Source organism: Paenibacillus chibensis (genome assembly GCF_004001045.1).
In the GTDB taxonomy this organism is placed as follows: Bacteria; Bacillota; Bacilli; order Paenibacillales; family Paenibacillaceae; genus Paenibacillus_AQ; species Paenibacillus_AQ chibensis.
Map to the genome: position 1 here is coordinate 50,966 of NZ_BIMK01000018.1, position 13,673 is coordinate 64,638.

Genomic DNA, 13,673 nt, shown 5'->3' on the forward strand with positions numbered 1-13,673 from the left:
TCCTATATCCACCGGACAGATCCCCACCCTTATCTTGGCAATATACGGATAATTTATACTTCCTGCTTTAGCAGAGACTCGTAACATTGGCAATGGCATCCGTGAACCGGAAGCGGGAATGGATTGAATTCTTACGGAGATAAGGCTATAATACACATGAAATAACCCGTAACTTCATAAGAATCCGGGGTGCTGGAATTGGCCGGCTGAGATTGTATCCCTTCAAGATACTGACCCTTAAACCTGATCTGGGTAATGCCAGCGTAGGAAAAGCTTTGTCATGGCGAAGTACAGCCATGCCCATCTTGCGCTCTTTAAGCGTCCCGTATGCGGGGCGCTTTTTTGTTGAATGCTAGAATTGTTGGCAGCCTTAGCCTATGGCGACCATGATTCGGCCATTCACCTCTCAGATATTTGGAAGACGATTCTGGCAATGAAGGGGAGAAACCTGACAAGGAGAGAGAAAAGCAATGAAGATGAAGAAAACCGGGCTGCTGCTGCTTGCCCTCCTGCTCGTGCTGGTCGCTGGCTGCGGAAGCAAGAACGCCCAAACGGCCGATGAGGGCAAATCCTCCGGGGAAACATCCTCTGCGGCAAACGGAAAAGAGAGCAAGCCGCTCAAGGATGTCAAAGTCGTCCTCGACTGGACGCCAAACACGAACCATACCGGCCTCTATGTCGCCAAGGATCAAGGCTATTACGAAGCGGAAGGTCTGAACGTCGAGATCGTGCAGCCTGGCTCAGGCGGCGCGGATGCCATGGTGGCATCGGGCAAAGTGCCATTCGGCGTCAGCGTTCAGGAGAACGTGACCCAGGCCCGAACACAGGGCGTGCCCCTGGTGTCCATTGCGGCGGTTATCCAGCATAACACCTCCGGCTTTGCCGCACCGGTCGACCGCAATATTAAGACCCCGAAGGATTTCGAAGGGAAAACCTACGGCGGCTGGGGCTCCCCTGTTGAGCAGGCTGTCATCGGCTCGATCATGGACATCGACAAGGCCGATGTCAACAAGGTTAAGATCGTGAATATGGGCGAAGCGGATTATTTTACGGCCGTGAAGCGCGATATCGACTTCGCCTGGATTTTCTACGGCTGGACCGGCATCGAAGCCGAGCTGCGCAAGCAGCCGCTCGACATGCTGTACGTAAAGGACTTTTCCGATAAGCTGGATTACTACACGCCGGTGCTGGTGACGAATGAGAAACAGATCAAGGAAGACCCGGAGCTGGTCAAAGCCTTCATGCGCGCAACATCGAAGGGCTACCAATATGCTATCGAACATCCGGAGGATGCCGCGAACATCCTGATCAAAGCCGTGCCTGAACTCGACAAGGATCTCGTGATGGCCAGCCAGAAATGGCTCAGCCCGAAATACCAGGACGACGCGTCCCGCTGGGGCGAACAGAAGGAGCAGGTCTGGAAGGGCTACTCCGATTGGATGTATGAGCATAAGCTGCTCGACAAGCCGCTGGATGTCGCAAGCGCGTATACGAACGACTTTTTGCCTTAAGTGGATAAGGTCAACGTGAATATATCTCATAGAAAAGGAAGTGATCGGGTATGGCACATACCCTGCTAAGCATTCAGGTCATCCCCAAAACGCCGAATAATGAGAACTCCATTCCATATGTAGACCGTGCGATCGAGGTTATTCAGCAGTCCGGCGTGAAGTACGAGGTGCATCCGCTCGAGACGACGATGGAAGGCGAACTGGAGGAGCTGCTGGACGTGGTACGCCGGATGCACGAAGCCCTCGTTGAGGCCGGCAGCCCAAGCATCATCTCCCAGATCAAAATCGCCCATAATCCCAGCGGCATCAGCATGGAACGCCTGACGGAGAAATACCGTCCATGAGACGCTGGTGGAGTCTGGTGTGGCCGCCCGTTGTGGCGGTCCTCTTCTTTTTGATCGTATGGCAGCTGTGCACGTCGCTGTTTCATATTGAGGATTGGATCCTGCCGTCCCCGGCCGATATTGCGAAGCAAACCGCAGAGGGCGGCGGGGACCTGTGGGGCCATGCCCTGGCCACGGTCCGGCTGACGCTTGAGGGCTTTATCATCGGGACCCTCGTGGGATTGGTCCTTGCACTTATTCTTCATTTAATTCCTTTTCTGAAGTCAGCCTTGTATCCGCTGCTCATTCTTAGCCAGAATATCCCGACGATTGCGCTGGCACCGCTCCTGATGATCTGGTTCGGCTTCGGCCTGCTGCCCAAGCTGATCGTGATCACGCTCGTCTGCTTCTTCCCGGTTGCTGTCGCAACCATGGGCGGCCTGAAGCAAACGGACCGGATGATGCTGAATTACATGCGAATGATCGGTGCGAACAAAAGCCAGATTTTTGCCAAGCTGGAGCTGCCGCATGCGCTTCCCTCGATCTTTTCCGGCATTAAAATCGCGGCGACCTACAGCGTAATGGGCGCGGTCATTGCCGAATGGATCGGCGCGGACAAAGGCATCGGCTACTACATGATGCTGCAAAAGGCCGGCTACCGCACGGACCGGATGTTCGTCGCCATTATGCTGATCGTGGCGCTGAGCCTGCTCATGTTCGGACTCATTGCCCTGCTGGAGAAATGGCTTGTCCGCTGGAAGCCGAAGCAGGAAAGCTGATGCCGAGTAAGAAAGGAGAGGTTACCTCATGACCATTTCAGAACAAGCACGGGTGGAGGATCGATCCATCCCGTCTCAACCGGAGCTTCCGCCCGCACTTGAGGCAGCCGGCATCAGCAAGGCTTTTCGCGCCAAGCGCAGCAGCCTTAAGGTGCTGGACGACATTACGCTTACCGTCAACAAGGGAGAATTCGTCTCCATCGTCGGTCCGTCCGGCAGCGGCAAAAGCACGCTGTTCCACATCATCGGCGGGCTGGTGAAGCCGGATGCGGGAACGGTGCGCATGAACGGCAAGGATGTGACCGGCGAGCAGGGGCATATCAGCTACATGCCGCAGCAGCCGGCGCTCTTCCCGTGGCGGACGATCGAGGATAACGTGCTGCTCTCGCAGGAGGTTCAAGGCCGCGTTGATCAGGAGGCGCGGGAGAACGCCAGGTATTGGCTGGATAAGGTCGGCCTTGGCGGCTTCGAGAAGGCCCATCCGCATACGCTCTCCGGCGGGATGCAGCAGCGGGCAGCGTTTCTGCGCGCGCTGCTCAGCCCGCAGGAGCTGATGTGCCTGGATGAGCCGTTCAGCGCGTTAGACGCCCTGACGCGCAGCGATATGCAGCGCTGGCTGCTGAATCTGTGGGAGGAAAGCCGGCGCTCGGTCCTGTTCATCACGCATAATATTGAAGAGGCGCTGCTTCTATCAAACCGCATTTACGTCTTTTCCGGACGCCCGGCCTCGGTGCTGCAGGTGGTCGATGTGCCGTTTCCGCGTCCGCGCCGGGAGGATATCATCGAGCATCCGGATTTTATCCAGCTCAGACGGGAGCTGTCCGGGTGGATGCGCGATGAGCAGCAAAAGATGCAGGGCCATCGTCCTTTAAAATGATTCCCATCCGGGATGCAAATGGATAAAGAATTGGGGAGAAAGGAAATAAAAAGGGATGTCCCGCGCGGTCCATCGACCCCGCGGGACACCCCTTTCTTTATTTACACGAACGCTCCGGCCGTTACAATGCTCTGATACGTGGCGTTAACGTTCAGCGGGCCGGCCTCCGGCACGCCGGTCTGGTCGTACAGCAGACGCTCCGCCTCCAGCTCCTCGAGCTTGTCGACGCGCCCTTCGGCGTAATCCAGCACGCGGTCTTCCGCGGAACGGATCCGCGCCAGCAGACCGCCATAGCGGATGTCGAGCACTTCCCAGCCGAACGGCTTGTAGGTCTGCATCCACATACGGCGGTGCGCGACGCGCAGCTCATCTGCACGGCGGTACAGCTCGGGCAGCGTTTCCTCCGCCAGGCGGCGCAGCTCGTCCTTCCGCCCTTCGTCATAGCAGCGCTTGAGCTGCACGCCCAGCGTACTTTTCAGCGCCAGCACACGCGCCAACCGCTCATACAGGCTGAACAGCTGGTCGAACGGCGACTCCAAGGCATCGCGGTACCCGCCGAGCTCCCGGGCCATTTCCTCGTAATAACCCGGCAGAACAGCTTCCGTATCCGGTTCGATATGCTTGTCGAACAAGCCGATCAGCAGATCCTGCCACAGCAGGTATTTGGACGGATTCGCCATCCAGTAGTTCTCCGGCAGGACGCCAGGCACTTCATCCATCCGGCTGAGCGCAACCACCGGCTTGAACAGGTCAAGACCCGTACAGATACGTAGGCGCTGCCGCAGGCTCTCTTCATCCGTTTCACGGCCATACCCGTGCTCCGCAAACAGCTGAAGTCCCGGGAGGATGGTGAGATGATTGTTCTCGTTCCCGTTATCCGCCCACGCGGTTGCCAGCACCTCGTCCAGCTGCTTGGTTTTGGCTGCGCGCAGCGCAGGGTTGCTGATATTCCACGTCTTGCCGTAGTTCGGAACGATATTGTTCCAGATATGAATGCCCCCGGCAAAAATCGGCTTGGAGCCGAATTTCAGATGCTTCTCATACATCAAGCCGTAGCCTTCTTCATCCGCCTTGCCGTAATCCCAGTACACAAACTGAACGCCCTTCGGAATCTGGTCCATTTTGTCCTCGGAAAAGTCGGCATTGATGTTATACAAACCGCCCTGCGTATCATTGGACAGCAGATTGAAATACATGTCGCTCCAGATCATCGGCTTCAGGCCGTAGCGCTCCGTAATCTCCAGCACCTTCGCCACATGCTCGTTCATCAGCTCAAAACGGTTATGGTAGCCATGCTTGCGCAGGTAGTTGCCGAGGCCCACCTGAAACGCTTCGTCCATGCCGATATGGATGCGTTTGGTCCGATAGGTTTGGGCCGCAGCAGCGATCATCCGCTCGATGAACTCATAGGTCTGGGGCTCGCCCACCAGTAAAATATCCTGATGATCCTTCATGCCTGCCGCATAATTCCATTTGAGCGCCTGCGCCAGGTGCCCGAGCGTCTGAATGCAAGGGATCATCTCGATGCCCAGCATGTCCGCGTAAGCGTCGCATTCCCGAAGCTCTTCAGCCGTATAACGCCCGCGCATATAGCCGAAATAAGGCAGCCCTTCTACCTCAAACGTATCTTCGGTATACATCATCAACCCGTTCAGGCCCATCAGCGCCATATAGCGGATAAAGCGTTTGACCATCGGAACCGTCAGCACGCCGCCCCTTGAAACATCCAGCATCGTCCCATTGAACGTAAACTTCGGCTCCTCCGTGATCTCGAAGCTGTCCGACTCCGCCGCATGCTGCACAAAAAGTCCCAGCGCCCGGTAAAAGTGGATTTTCTCCTGATAGCGGATGCTTCCTTTTCCGTCCTTCAGCGTGACCTGAAGCGGTCCCTCGGCTTGAACCGCCTCCAAAGGCACGCCGTCCGCATGCAATTCTATATGTAGTATTTCAGACAGCTCTTCTATGCCTTCGATCAATTCGCTGGTTTGTCCGTATACGTGAATTTTCACTGCTCTTCCTCCTCTGAAAAAATGCAGGCCATATTGAACCCATCTGCCATGGCAAATATGACGAACATCTTGATCTAAGTACTATAGCATTTTAGGACAGGAAGCGGTACCACCGAGAAGCAGTTTTTGCGCCTCGCCAGGAAGTTTCCGTTTTTGTTCACAGGGTTTATTTTTCAGGACGTTAAAAAGATGGTCTTCTCCGCAAATTTATAAAGGCTTCTTCCTTAAATCCGAATAATTTTGACGGAACGTGGGGACGTTGTAATACGAGGTGAATCTATGAAAACCCGAATGCGGCTCTTTCTGTTTATGTTGTCCATGCTGCTGTTTGCCGTTCCCGTGACCGCCGCTGCGGCGGAAGCCGCCCCCAAAGAACCCAAGCTGCTGCTGTACCAGGACATTATGATGGAGCTCCTTCTCCCTGACATTCAAAACGCGGTCAACGATTATTATAAAAGCAAGCTGACCGAGAATCCGCTCGTCTATCCGTACCAAATCGATATTGTCCAGGCCAAAAGAGTCAATGGCGGACCGGGGGACCGTGGCTTCCATTTTTCGATTACATTGGAAACCACGCCCGTGCTGGGCCCTCATGTTTCCGTCGGAAAAGACCGGATGACCTTCGAGATTTCCCCCCTGTTCCCGGACAAAATCCAGCTCGTCGCCTTTCACCATCTTCAGACCTTCGAGCTTCCGCCCAATATGCAGGATCTGCTCAAGCGTTCGGAGGAACCTTCCGGATCGAGCCCAGAGACGGATCAGAACTCACCCGTTTCCGGATTCCAGCCGACCCGTCCATAATTCCGCAGCGCCAGATGGTATCCGGCATTGCGGACGATGTTCCACCAGAGGCCCGTTCTCGACTTCCACATGCGTTCCAGAATGGAGGGAACCGAATAGAACTGACGGGCCGCCCATTCCATGCCCATCAGCAGTTCCTCGGGGGACATGAGCGCAGGCTGGTACACGACATCTTTTTTGCCGTTGTATTTGGACCAGTCCCGGGTCAAAATCCGGCCTTCGGCATCCAGCCTCTGAAACAGAGGCGTATTCGGGAACGGGATCAGCACGCTGATGGTCGCCGAGTCGAGCCCGACCTCCCGGTAAAATTCCACGGTCGTGCGAAAAATACTTTTGTCGTCATGATCAAAGCCGAATACTGTCCCGGCCTGCACGGCAATGCCGTAATAGTGAAACCTCCGGATGACTTCGCGGTAGCGGTCCACATGGTTATGAGCTTTGTTCGCGGCGTTCAGACTCTGCTGCGATATCGTTTCGAGCCCGAGAAAAAGCGCCTTGCAGCCGCTTTGGGCCGCCAGCTCCATAAATTCGTCGTCCAAGGCCACGTCTGCCGTAGCCTGACTCGTCCACCAGCGTTTGAAAGGTGCGATCGCCCTGAACAGCTCCTTGGCGTACGCTTTGTTCGCGCCGATATTGTCATCCCAAAATATGAGCGCCCTTCCGGGCATCCGCTTCATATGCTCGATAATGTCTTCGATCGGCCGGTACCGCATTCGCCTCTGATACATTTGGGGAATCGTGCAGTATTCGCAGCCGAAAGGGCAGCCTCTCGTCGCGATTGTAACGCCTTTGCCGTACACCCTCCCTTTGATCAGATCCCAGCGCGGAGCCGGCATGTTCTTCAGATCGGGAAGCTGGCAGGAACGGTAGATGGGCTGCAGGCAGCCCGCCTCCGCATCCGCGAGCAATTGCGGCCAGACCCGTTCCCCCTCCCCGACAACGACCGCGTCGGCATGAAGCCGGACCTCGTCCGGCATCAGGGTCGCATGCGGACCGCCGATCACGACTTTGGCGCCCCTCGCCCGAAACGCCGCAGCCAGCTCGTACGCATGGGGCGCCGCCGGCGTATTGGCGGTAATGCCAACCACGTCGTACGATAGATCGAAACGCACCTTCTGCACGATTTCATCGATATGCGTCACCTCCCAATGCTCCGGGGTGTAAGCCGCAAGCAGAGGCATGGTCAGCTGCGGGAAACGGATGATCCTTCTGTGCCGCACCCGCCTCGAATCCTCCGATTCGGCAGTTATCAGCAAAACCTGGCGTTTCTTCGTCATGATCAGTCACTCCTTCACTATATAGATATTCTATGTACTTACTCAGTTCGAAAGCGTACCCGCGCAGAGAGCCATACAATGAGGGGTACGCTAATATCACCTCTGGATTATTCCACATGTAAAGACGCATGCCTGCCCCATCGGCATCCCAGACGGGCCAAGTGACTGAACAGGAACGTGGACGCTATACACATCAGCACGAATGGAAGGCTTAACAGTGAATTGAACCACTCGCTGGGCAAAATGCCGAACAAAACAAGCAGCATGAACAAATAGTTTGGCAGCAGCGGAGGCAGAACCATCCGGTGAATCCGCTTTTCTGCATGCGCACCGTACTTGCGGCCCAGGATGAATCCGGAGAGAACCCACATAAGGCCATACCCCAGCAGCACCCACACTTTGCCGGCGGCCAGCATCTGAAATCCGTACGCAGCGGAAGCCGAGCCGGCGCGCAGCCCCGCCAGCAGCCCCAGGCCGGCGCCTAAACACAGCGCGTTCGCCAGAAGCAAAACGCCGCTCCATAGAACAGCAGGCAAGGGACGCGTGCCATTGTACGCCCGGCCTAGCTTAACCGGATCTCCCATATGTTCCAGCGCGGCCTTAACGGCAGCGCCCGCATCCATCCCCTGCTCGCACCGCTCCAGAACGGACTCCTCCAAATGGGCACGCAGTTCGGCTGTCACTTCCGCGCGGTTTACATGCTTAGGAAGATTGCGGGAGACTTCCTTCACATAACTCTGAATATCAGCGTTCATCCGCACTGCCTCCCAGCACCTTGGACATGACCGCGACAAAACGCGTCCACTCGCTGCTCTTATCCTTCAGCATTTCCCTGCCGTCGGCGGTAATCCTATAATACTTGCGGTCAGGGCCTTTGGACTGCGAGCTCCAGTATGATGAGATCAAGCCCTGCTGTTCCAGTTTTTGAAGTGCGGGATACAGCGTTCCTTCCTTTAGCAAGAGATGGGATTCACTCCGCTTCTCCATTTCCTTGGATAAGGCGTACCCGTACATATCCCGCTCGCTTAACAGCTGCAGCAGCGCCAGCGATATGCTGCCTTTGACCAAATCCCGGTTGAACATCCTTTCCACCTGCCTGTCTCGTACCTACATAGAATTTCTATGTATTCAATTGTGAAATAATGTAACACATTGTTTTTCATGCGGCAACCCCTATCCTCCGTCAAGCTTCCGGATCCGCCATTAACGATGCTTCAGCCCATCCGCGTTCATCTCAACACAAAGCTGGATTCGCGTTATAATGATCTTAACAGCGAGAAACCAGACTGATCTTAATGATTCCGGAGGTGCTTTACTATGAGCCTTACCCCGCTAATCGATGCGCATATTCATCTGGATTCCTACGAGGTAGCCCAGCGCCTTGAAATATTGTCAAGCCTGCAAGAGGCCGGAGTCGAAAGCCTCATTGCCGTTTCCATGCACCTGGAATCGGCACGGACCAATCTGCAGCTTAAGCATCTCTACCCTTCCATGGTCCATCCGGCCTTCGGCTTCCATCCCGAGCAGCCGCTCCCCGGAAAGGATGAGATAGACCAGCTCTTTGCCTGGATGAAGCAGCATGTCCATGACATGGTCGCAGTGGGGGAGGTTGGCCTGCCTTATTATACCCGCACGGAAGCCGAACAAGCCGGCCAGGCTTTCGATTCCCATCCCTATGAGGAGCTGCTTGAAAGGTTCATCGCCTTTGCCGGGGAGGAAGACAAGCCCATCGTGCTCCATGCCGTCTACGAGGATGCCGATACCGCCTGCCGCCTGCTGGCGCACTACGGCGTCAAGCGCGCCCACTTCCACTGGTTCAAGGGCTCGCCGGATACCGTCCGCCATATGGCGAGCCAGGGTTATCACATCTCTTTTACGCCCGACCTTGTGTATGAGCAGGAGATTCAGGAGCTTGCCGCAGCCTATCCTGCCCATCTTGTCATGTCGGAGACCGACGGCCCTTGGCCCTTTGAAGGGCCCTTTGCCGGGCAGATGACCCACCCGCGAATGACGGCCGAGGTTGCATTAGCCTGGAGCCGCATTCAAGGGCTCCCTCTGCCGGAAGCCCGCCGCCTTTTGTACGATAACGCCAAACGCTTTTACGGTATTTAAACGCCAAAACGGCCCGAGCCGCGTTCCGCTTAGGGATAGCGCGATCGAGCCGTTTTTTATGCTGATTTCGTTATTGTTTCATGAAACCTTTGCCGTCCAAAAACGTCTTCATATGCAGCCGGATTGGCTCCGCCAGCCTGTCGGCCATCACTTCCGACCATGGCGTATCCTTCTTGCCGCCTGTCCGTTCATGAAGGTAAGCCGTCATCGTGGCATCGTAATCCTTCACCGAATGGACGGCTTGCTCCCTCGAGTAGCCATTCAGATGCAGCACCGATTCAAGCGGCAGGCGCGGACGCTGGCCCGGCTCCTGGTCGGGCACGCCGATGCACATGCCGAACACCGGATACACCAGTTCCGGCAGACCCAGCAGCTCGGACAATTCGGCAATCCGGTTGCGCACGCCTCCAATGTAGACGATGCCAAGGCCCATGGATTCGGCGGCGATGGCGGCATTTTGAGCGGCAAGCGCGGCATCCACCGTCGCTACGATGAAATTTTCCGTCGTCGTTTCGTAGGATGTCCGCTCCTGCAGCGGCTCTGCCGTCACCTGCTTCAGGCGGTACAGATCCGCGCACCATACGAGGAATACCGGGCACTGCTCCACATAAGCCTGATTGCCGGCCAGCGCGGCGAGCTGCTTTTTCAGCTCGGGATCCGTTGCGGCAATCACGCTGTAGGCTTGAACATTGCTCGAGGTAGATGCCATTTGTGCCGCCGAGATGATTGCATGCAGCTGTTCCTCGGTCAGCGGCGTATCTTGGAACTTGCGGATCGAACGGTGGTTCATAAGCAGGGATAATGTATCATTCATCTGAAAATCTCCTCCTGATCATAGCTGTAAAATGATGATGGCTGCAAAGTCGGACCGGTAATTGTCGGGAGGTTTTCATACGTAACATGTTACGAGGGCAAGCGGCCAAGCCGGATTCCTTCCAGCTTTTTGGCGGCGCTGCGGCGGTAGTAGACCGTCCACAGAGCTGTCGCGGCGATAAAGCCGTAAAACACGATATCGGAAACAGCCAGAAACCAGGCCGTCGAAAGCTCCCAGACCAGCAGTGTCCGCACGGCGGCCTCCCCGAGCAGCATCACGCCCCATACAGCGGTCATAATTCTATATACCCGCCGGGCGTAGGGAATCGACCACAGCGCATCAAAGTCCCCATGCTTCTGGGACGAGACGAATCGCCTGGCAAGCGGTACAATCAAGGGCCGCGGAAACGCCAGGGAGCCTAGAAAAACAGCGCCGATCAGCGCCGTAACGGCCGAGCCGCGCAATAACATCAGCCTTGCCTCCCCGCCGGTCAGCGCCAGCAGCATGCTGAGCGCCATCCCGAAAAGCATGAGCAGGCCGAAGGCGTCAAGCCGCCGGAAACGGGCATAATACAGCGCCGACTCGACCAGCGGCACGGCTGATGCGACCAGCAGCGCCATAAACTCAGAGTGCCCTTTTTTGAGCCAGACATACAAAAGCAGCGGCAGAACCCCGTTCAAAAACAGAGTCAACGCCACTGACATGATTCCCGGACGACGGGAAGAAATGGAGGAAGACATACATCACCCGCAAAATGGATTTTTTTACAAGCCAATATCATCCTCAGTATAGCTTCCCGCAGGTCCGGTTGTATAGAGTGTTTGCCCGTTAAAGGCGGTATTTCCACCCGTTTTTTATTTTAGCGAATGAATCAGCAGGCCGAAAATATCCTCCGTCGGGATGGCTCCTTCGGTTTCCTGCATAATGGTGTTCCGTACCCGCAGTCCATAGGTGAACACCATATACATGGAAGCCATGTGGCCTGCGTCGATCTCCGGCGGAATGGCCCCCTTCTGCTGCCCGGTTGTGATCCAGGCTGTTGCGGTCTGCAGCGAATATTGATATACCTCACGCAGCACATCGGCTACCTTGGGATTGTCGACCTGACTTAAGAGATACGTGAATATTTTATTGGATACCTGCTCCTTATCGGTGCTGGACGTCATCCCTTCGCTAATGGATTGGACCGGCATCCGGGCATCGCGCTCCGCAGATTGGGTGACAGCCTGCAGAAAGCGGGCGTTCATCGTTTCCATTTTCGATTTCAAAATCATGCCGAACAGTTCATCCTTGCCCGAAACATAGTGATAAATCGCTCCCTTGGACAATCCCGATGAAGTGATGATGTCCTGCAGCGTCGTCTGGCGGCAGCCCTTCTCCTTGATCAATTGCTCGGCGGCGTCCAAAATCTGCTGCAGGCTTGAGCTCGCGGTGTGACCACTGTCGTTCATAAGGTACCTCCTGTAGTACGTCTGTTATCCCTCTATTATATACCAACCGTCGGTCTGTTCAAGCGATACGGGTAGGCTGGCTTGCAGAAACGGATGTTCCGCGGTTCAGCATGCGTTTATATTGAATATACATGCCCAGGCGCCATACGAATGTAAAAACAACCAATACCAAGATGTATTCCGCCAGCATCAGCTCGATATCCGGACGGTGCTGCGCATCCAGGATGGGATGACTATGGAATACTTTATTGCGGATCACATAACGGACATATGGCAGACCGAACAGGAACAGATAAAATAATGCGTTGAACTTGAATCGGATCTGTCCGCTCTCTGTTCGCACGAACCGGCTGGTCAAAAGGTACGGAACCGCCACAAGCACGCCCAGTCCGAGCGTCCAGCCCACCTGCTCCAGCGTTCCCCGGCTGCCTACGCAGTACATGATCCAGGGCAGTGGAGCAAACAGCATCCAGTCCCCCAGCAGAAGCCGCAAGCCGTTTCCTTTTACCGGACGCCGGGTCTGCATGAACTGCCGCAGCGTCATCCAAATAATAAGCGCCCATACGCCGTAACCAATTAAATCCCATTGATGCTGTGTCATTTGTATCAAGCTCCTTTAATTTTAAAATATCTTTTTAACACTCAAACCGGCTGCCGGTTTGTTTAGACTGTAAAAATCAATCCGCTTTCTTGCTCCACAACGCCGCCTTCAGATGGTCCGCCGGAGCCAGCACTCCCTTGCCGCGGTATACGAAGCCTGCGATCAATATGATGGCTCCAATCAGAATCACCTGCTGCAGCAGTTTGTCGGTTTCCAGCAGGCCCCGGTGGAAGCTGACCAGGCTAATGCTGTAATCATTGTTGAACAGAACATCAAGCAGCAGGTTATGAAAAGCATGAACAGCGGTGGACACGAGCAGGGAACCGCTTTTTAGATACACATAAGCGTAACCTACACCTCCAATAAAATGGATGGCGAGCGAAACGGGGTCGAAGCCTTTGGTCGGAATATGTGTCAGCGAGAACAGGAAGGATGACAGCAGAATTATCCCCGCCGGACCGATGGCGTGCATGACCCTGAACATATAAGCGCGATTCAGCACTTCTTCCTGCATCACGCCAATAAACCAGCCGAGCGCGCCGTACAGCAGCAAGAGAACAAACGAACCGTTCCCCAATTTGCTCCATAAAAATTCGGCCTGAACCGCCTTATCGATCCCTGCGCCCCAGGTGAACAGCACCGCCAAAACCGCTGATGCCGCAAGGCCTGCGAGCAGGAACCTGCCGTCCTTCCCCGTCAGCCTCCAGCCAAAATACAGCGGATGGCCTCCATCTTTCCACCGGGATGTGAGCATCACGGTCGCGCTCAGCAGGATGCCCACCACGATGTTCATCGAAGCGAGAAACCCGTAATCGTCGGATACCCGGCCGATCACGCCCATCCAGACAAGAATGCCCAGAAAAGTGTACATGACACCAAAATAGATGAGCAGCATTGTGCCGATTTTGAGGCTGGCGCGCATGGCACCGCTTCTAAGAATTAAGGGGCGCCGAGGCGCTTGAGAATGGGCGAAATCGCCTGATGCGTTGTACTCGGTCTCCGGCTCTCCTGCCGTAGATTGCAGCAATTCGTTCATGGTTTGAATTTACACTCCTTTGATGATATCCGACGCCCATACCGACGGTCGGTTTATGATCTAATCATACATACCGACTACC

15 protein-coding genes and 1 riboswitch are annotated in these 13,673 nt (G+C 55.4%); of the genes, 6 read left to right on the forward strand and 9 right to left on the reverse strand.

The genetic code is table 11. The annotated features are described in order from the left end of the window. Positions 1–175 precede the first annotated feature (175 nt). A riboswitch (TPP riboswitch) is annotated at positions 176–287 on the forward strand. Between the two features lie 183 nt (positions 288–470). From PCH05_RS15655 to PCH05_RS15670, 4 genes are read left to right on the forward strand one after another with little or no spacing between them, the layout of a single operon-like run. Next, complete coding sequence (locus tag PCH05_RS15655) at positions 471–1,511, forward strand: ABC transporter substrate-binding protein (RefSeq protein ID WP_127603518.1); 1,041 nt, start codon at positions 471–473, stop codon at positions 1,509–1,511. 50 nt (positions 1,512–1,561) lie between these two features. Continuing rightward, positions 1,562–1,855, forward strand: coding sequence for a thiamine-binding protein (locus PCH05_RS15660; protein ID WP_127603520.1), 294 nt, complete (start codon positions 1,562–1,564; stop codon positions 1,853–1,855). After that, a complete protein-coding gene (locus PCH05_RS15665) occupies positions 1,852–2,613 on the forward strand; it encodes an ABC transporter permease (RefSeq protein WP_127603522.1) in 762 nt (253 codons plus the stop codon). Before PCH05_RS15660 ends, PCH05_RS15665 begins: the two co-directional genes overlap by 4 nt. A 28-nt stretch (positions 2,614–2,641) precedes the next feature. After that, positions 2,642–3,490, forward strand: coding sequence for an ABC transporter ATP-binding protein (locus PCH05_RS15670; protein WP_127603524.1), 849 nt, complete (start codon positions 2,642–2,644; stop codon positions 3,488–3,490). Positions 3,491–3,591: 101 nt separating this feature from the next. Here PCH05_RS15670 and PCH05_RS15675 read toward each other — a convergent pair whose 3' ends face one another. Beyond that, positions 3,592–5,499 carry a beta-N-acetylhexosaminidase gene (locus PCH05_RS15675; RefSeq protein WP_127603526.1) on the reverse strand — a complete coding sequence of 636 codons (1,908 nt, stop codon included), beginning with the start codon at positions 5,497–5,499 and terminating at the stop codon, positions 3,592–3,594. Between the two features lie 279 nt (positions 5,500–5,778). On the opposite strand from PCH05_RS15675, the gene PCH05_RS15680 reads away from it, so the two are divergent. Further along, complete coding sequence (locus PCH05_RS15680; RefSeq protein ID WP_127603528.1) at positions 5,779–6,300, forward strand: DUF3888 domain-containing protein; 522 nt, start codon at positions 5,779–5,781, stop codon at positions 6,298–6,300. On the opposite strand, the gene PCH05_RS15685 is transcribed toward PCH05_RS15680, so the two are convergent. From PCH05_RS15685 to PCH05_RS15695, 3 genes are all read right to left on the reverse strand, one after another. Continuing rightward, positions 6,258–7,577 carry a B12-binding domain-containing radical SAM protein gene (locus tag PCH05_RS15685; RefSeq protein ID WP_127603530.1) on the reverse strand — a complete coding sequence of 440 codons (1,320 nt, stop codon included), beginning with the start codon at positions 7,575–7,577 and terminating at the stop codon, positions 6,258–6,260. The genes PCH05_RS15680 and PCH05_RS15685 overlap by 43 nt on opposite strands. A 107-nt stretch (positions 7,578–7,684) precedes the next feature. Further along, the gene (locus PCH05_RS15690) at positions 7,685–8,332 is read right to left on the reverse strand and encodes a permease prefix domain 1-containing protein (protein ID WP_127603532.1); all 648 of its coding nucleotides are present in this window, start codon (positions 8,330–8,332) and stop codon (positions 7,685–7,687) included. Beyond that, positions 8,322–8,660 carry a PadR family transcriptional regulator gene (locus PCH05_RS15695; RefSeq protein ID WP_127603534.1) on the reverse strand — a complete coding sequence of 113 codons (339 nt, stop codon included), beginning with the start codon at positions 8,658–8,660 and terminating at the stop codon, positions 8,322–8,324. The genes PCH05_RS15690 and PCH05_RS15695 overlap by 11 nt, the downstream gene beginning before the upstream one ends. A 234-nt stretch (positions 8,661–8,894) precedes the next feature. Here PCH05_RS15695 and PCH05_RS15700 point away from each other — a divergent pair, with 234 nt between their 5' ends. After that, the gene (locus PCH05_RS15700; RefSeq protein WP_127603537.1) at positions 8,895–9,689 is read left to right on the forward strand and encodes a TatD family hydrolase; all 795 of its coding nucleotides are present in this window, start codon (positions 8,895–8,897) and stop codon (positions 9,687–9,689) included. A gap of 70 nt (positions 9,690–9,759) precedes the next feature. On the opposite strand, the gene nfsA is transcribed toward PCH05_RS15700, so the two are convergent. The 5 genes from nfsA to PCH05_RS15725 all read right to left on the reverse strand — a co-directional run bounded on the left by nfsA (position 9,760) and on the right by PCH05_RS15725 (position 13,591). After that, positions 9,760–10,503 (reverse strand): oxygen-insensitive NADPH nitroreductase, encoded by a 744-nt coding sequence (gene nfsA, locus PCH05_RS15705; RefSeq protein WP_127603539.1) that lies wholly within the window; start codon positions 10,501–10,503, stop codon positions 9,760–9,762. Positions 10,504–10,592: 89 nt separating this feature from the next. Beyond that, positions 10,593–11,201 (reverse strand): VC0807 family protein, encoded by a 609-nt coding sequence (locus PCH05_RS15710; protein ID WP_127603541.1) that lies wholly within the window; start codon positions 11,199–11,201, stop codon positions 10,593–10,595. 156 nt (positions 11,202–11,357) lie between these two features. Beyond that, positions 11,358–11,954, reverse strand: coding sequence for a TetR/AcrR family transcriptional regulator (locus PCH05_RS15715; protein WP_127603543.1), 597 nt, complete (start codon positions 11,952–11,954; stop codon positions 11,358–11,360). A 58-nt stretch (positions 11,955–12,012) separates the two neighbouring features. Further along, positions 12,013–12,555: a CcdC protein domain-containing protein gene (locus PCH05_RS15720; protein ID WP_127603545.1), complete on the reverse strand. Its 543-nt coding sequence runs from the start codon at positions 12,553–12,555 to the stop codon at positions 12,013–12,015. 76 nt (positions 12,556–12,631) lie between these two features. Next, positions 12,632–13,591, reverse strand: coding sequence for a CPBP family intramembrane glutamic endopeptidase (locus PCH05_RS15725; protein WP_127603547.1), 960 nt, complete (start codon positions 13,589–13,591; stop codon positions 12,632–12,634). Between the last annotated feature and the right edge of the window lie 82 nt (positions 13,592–13,673).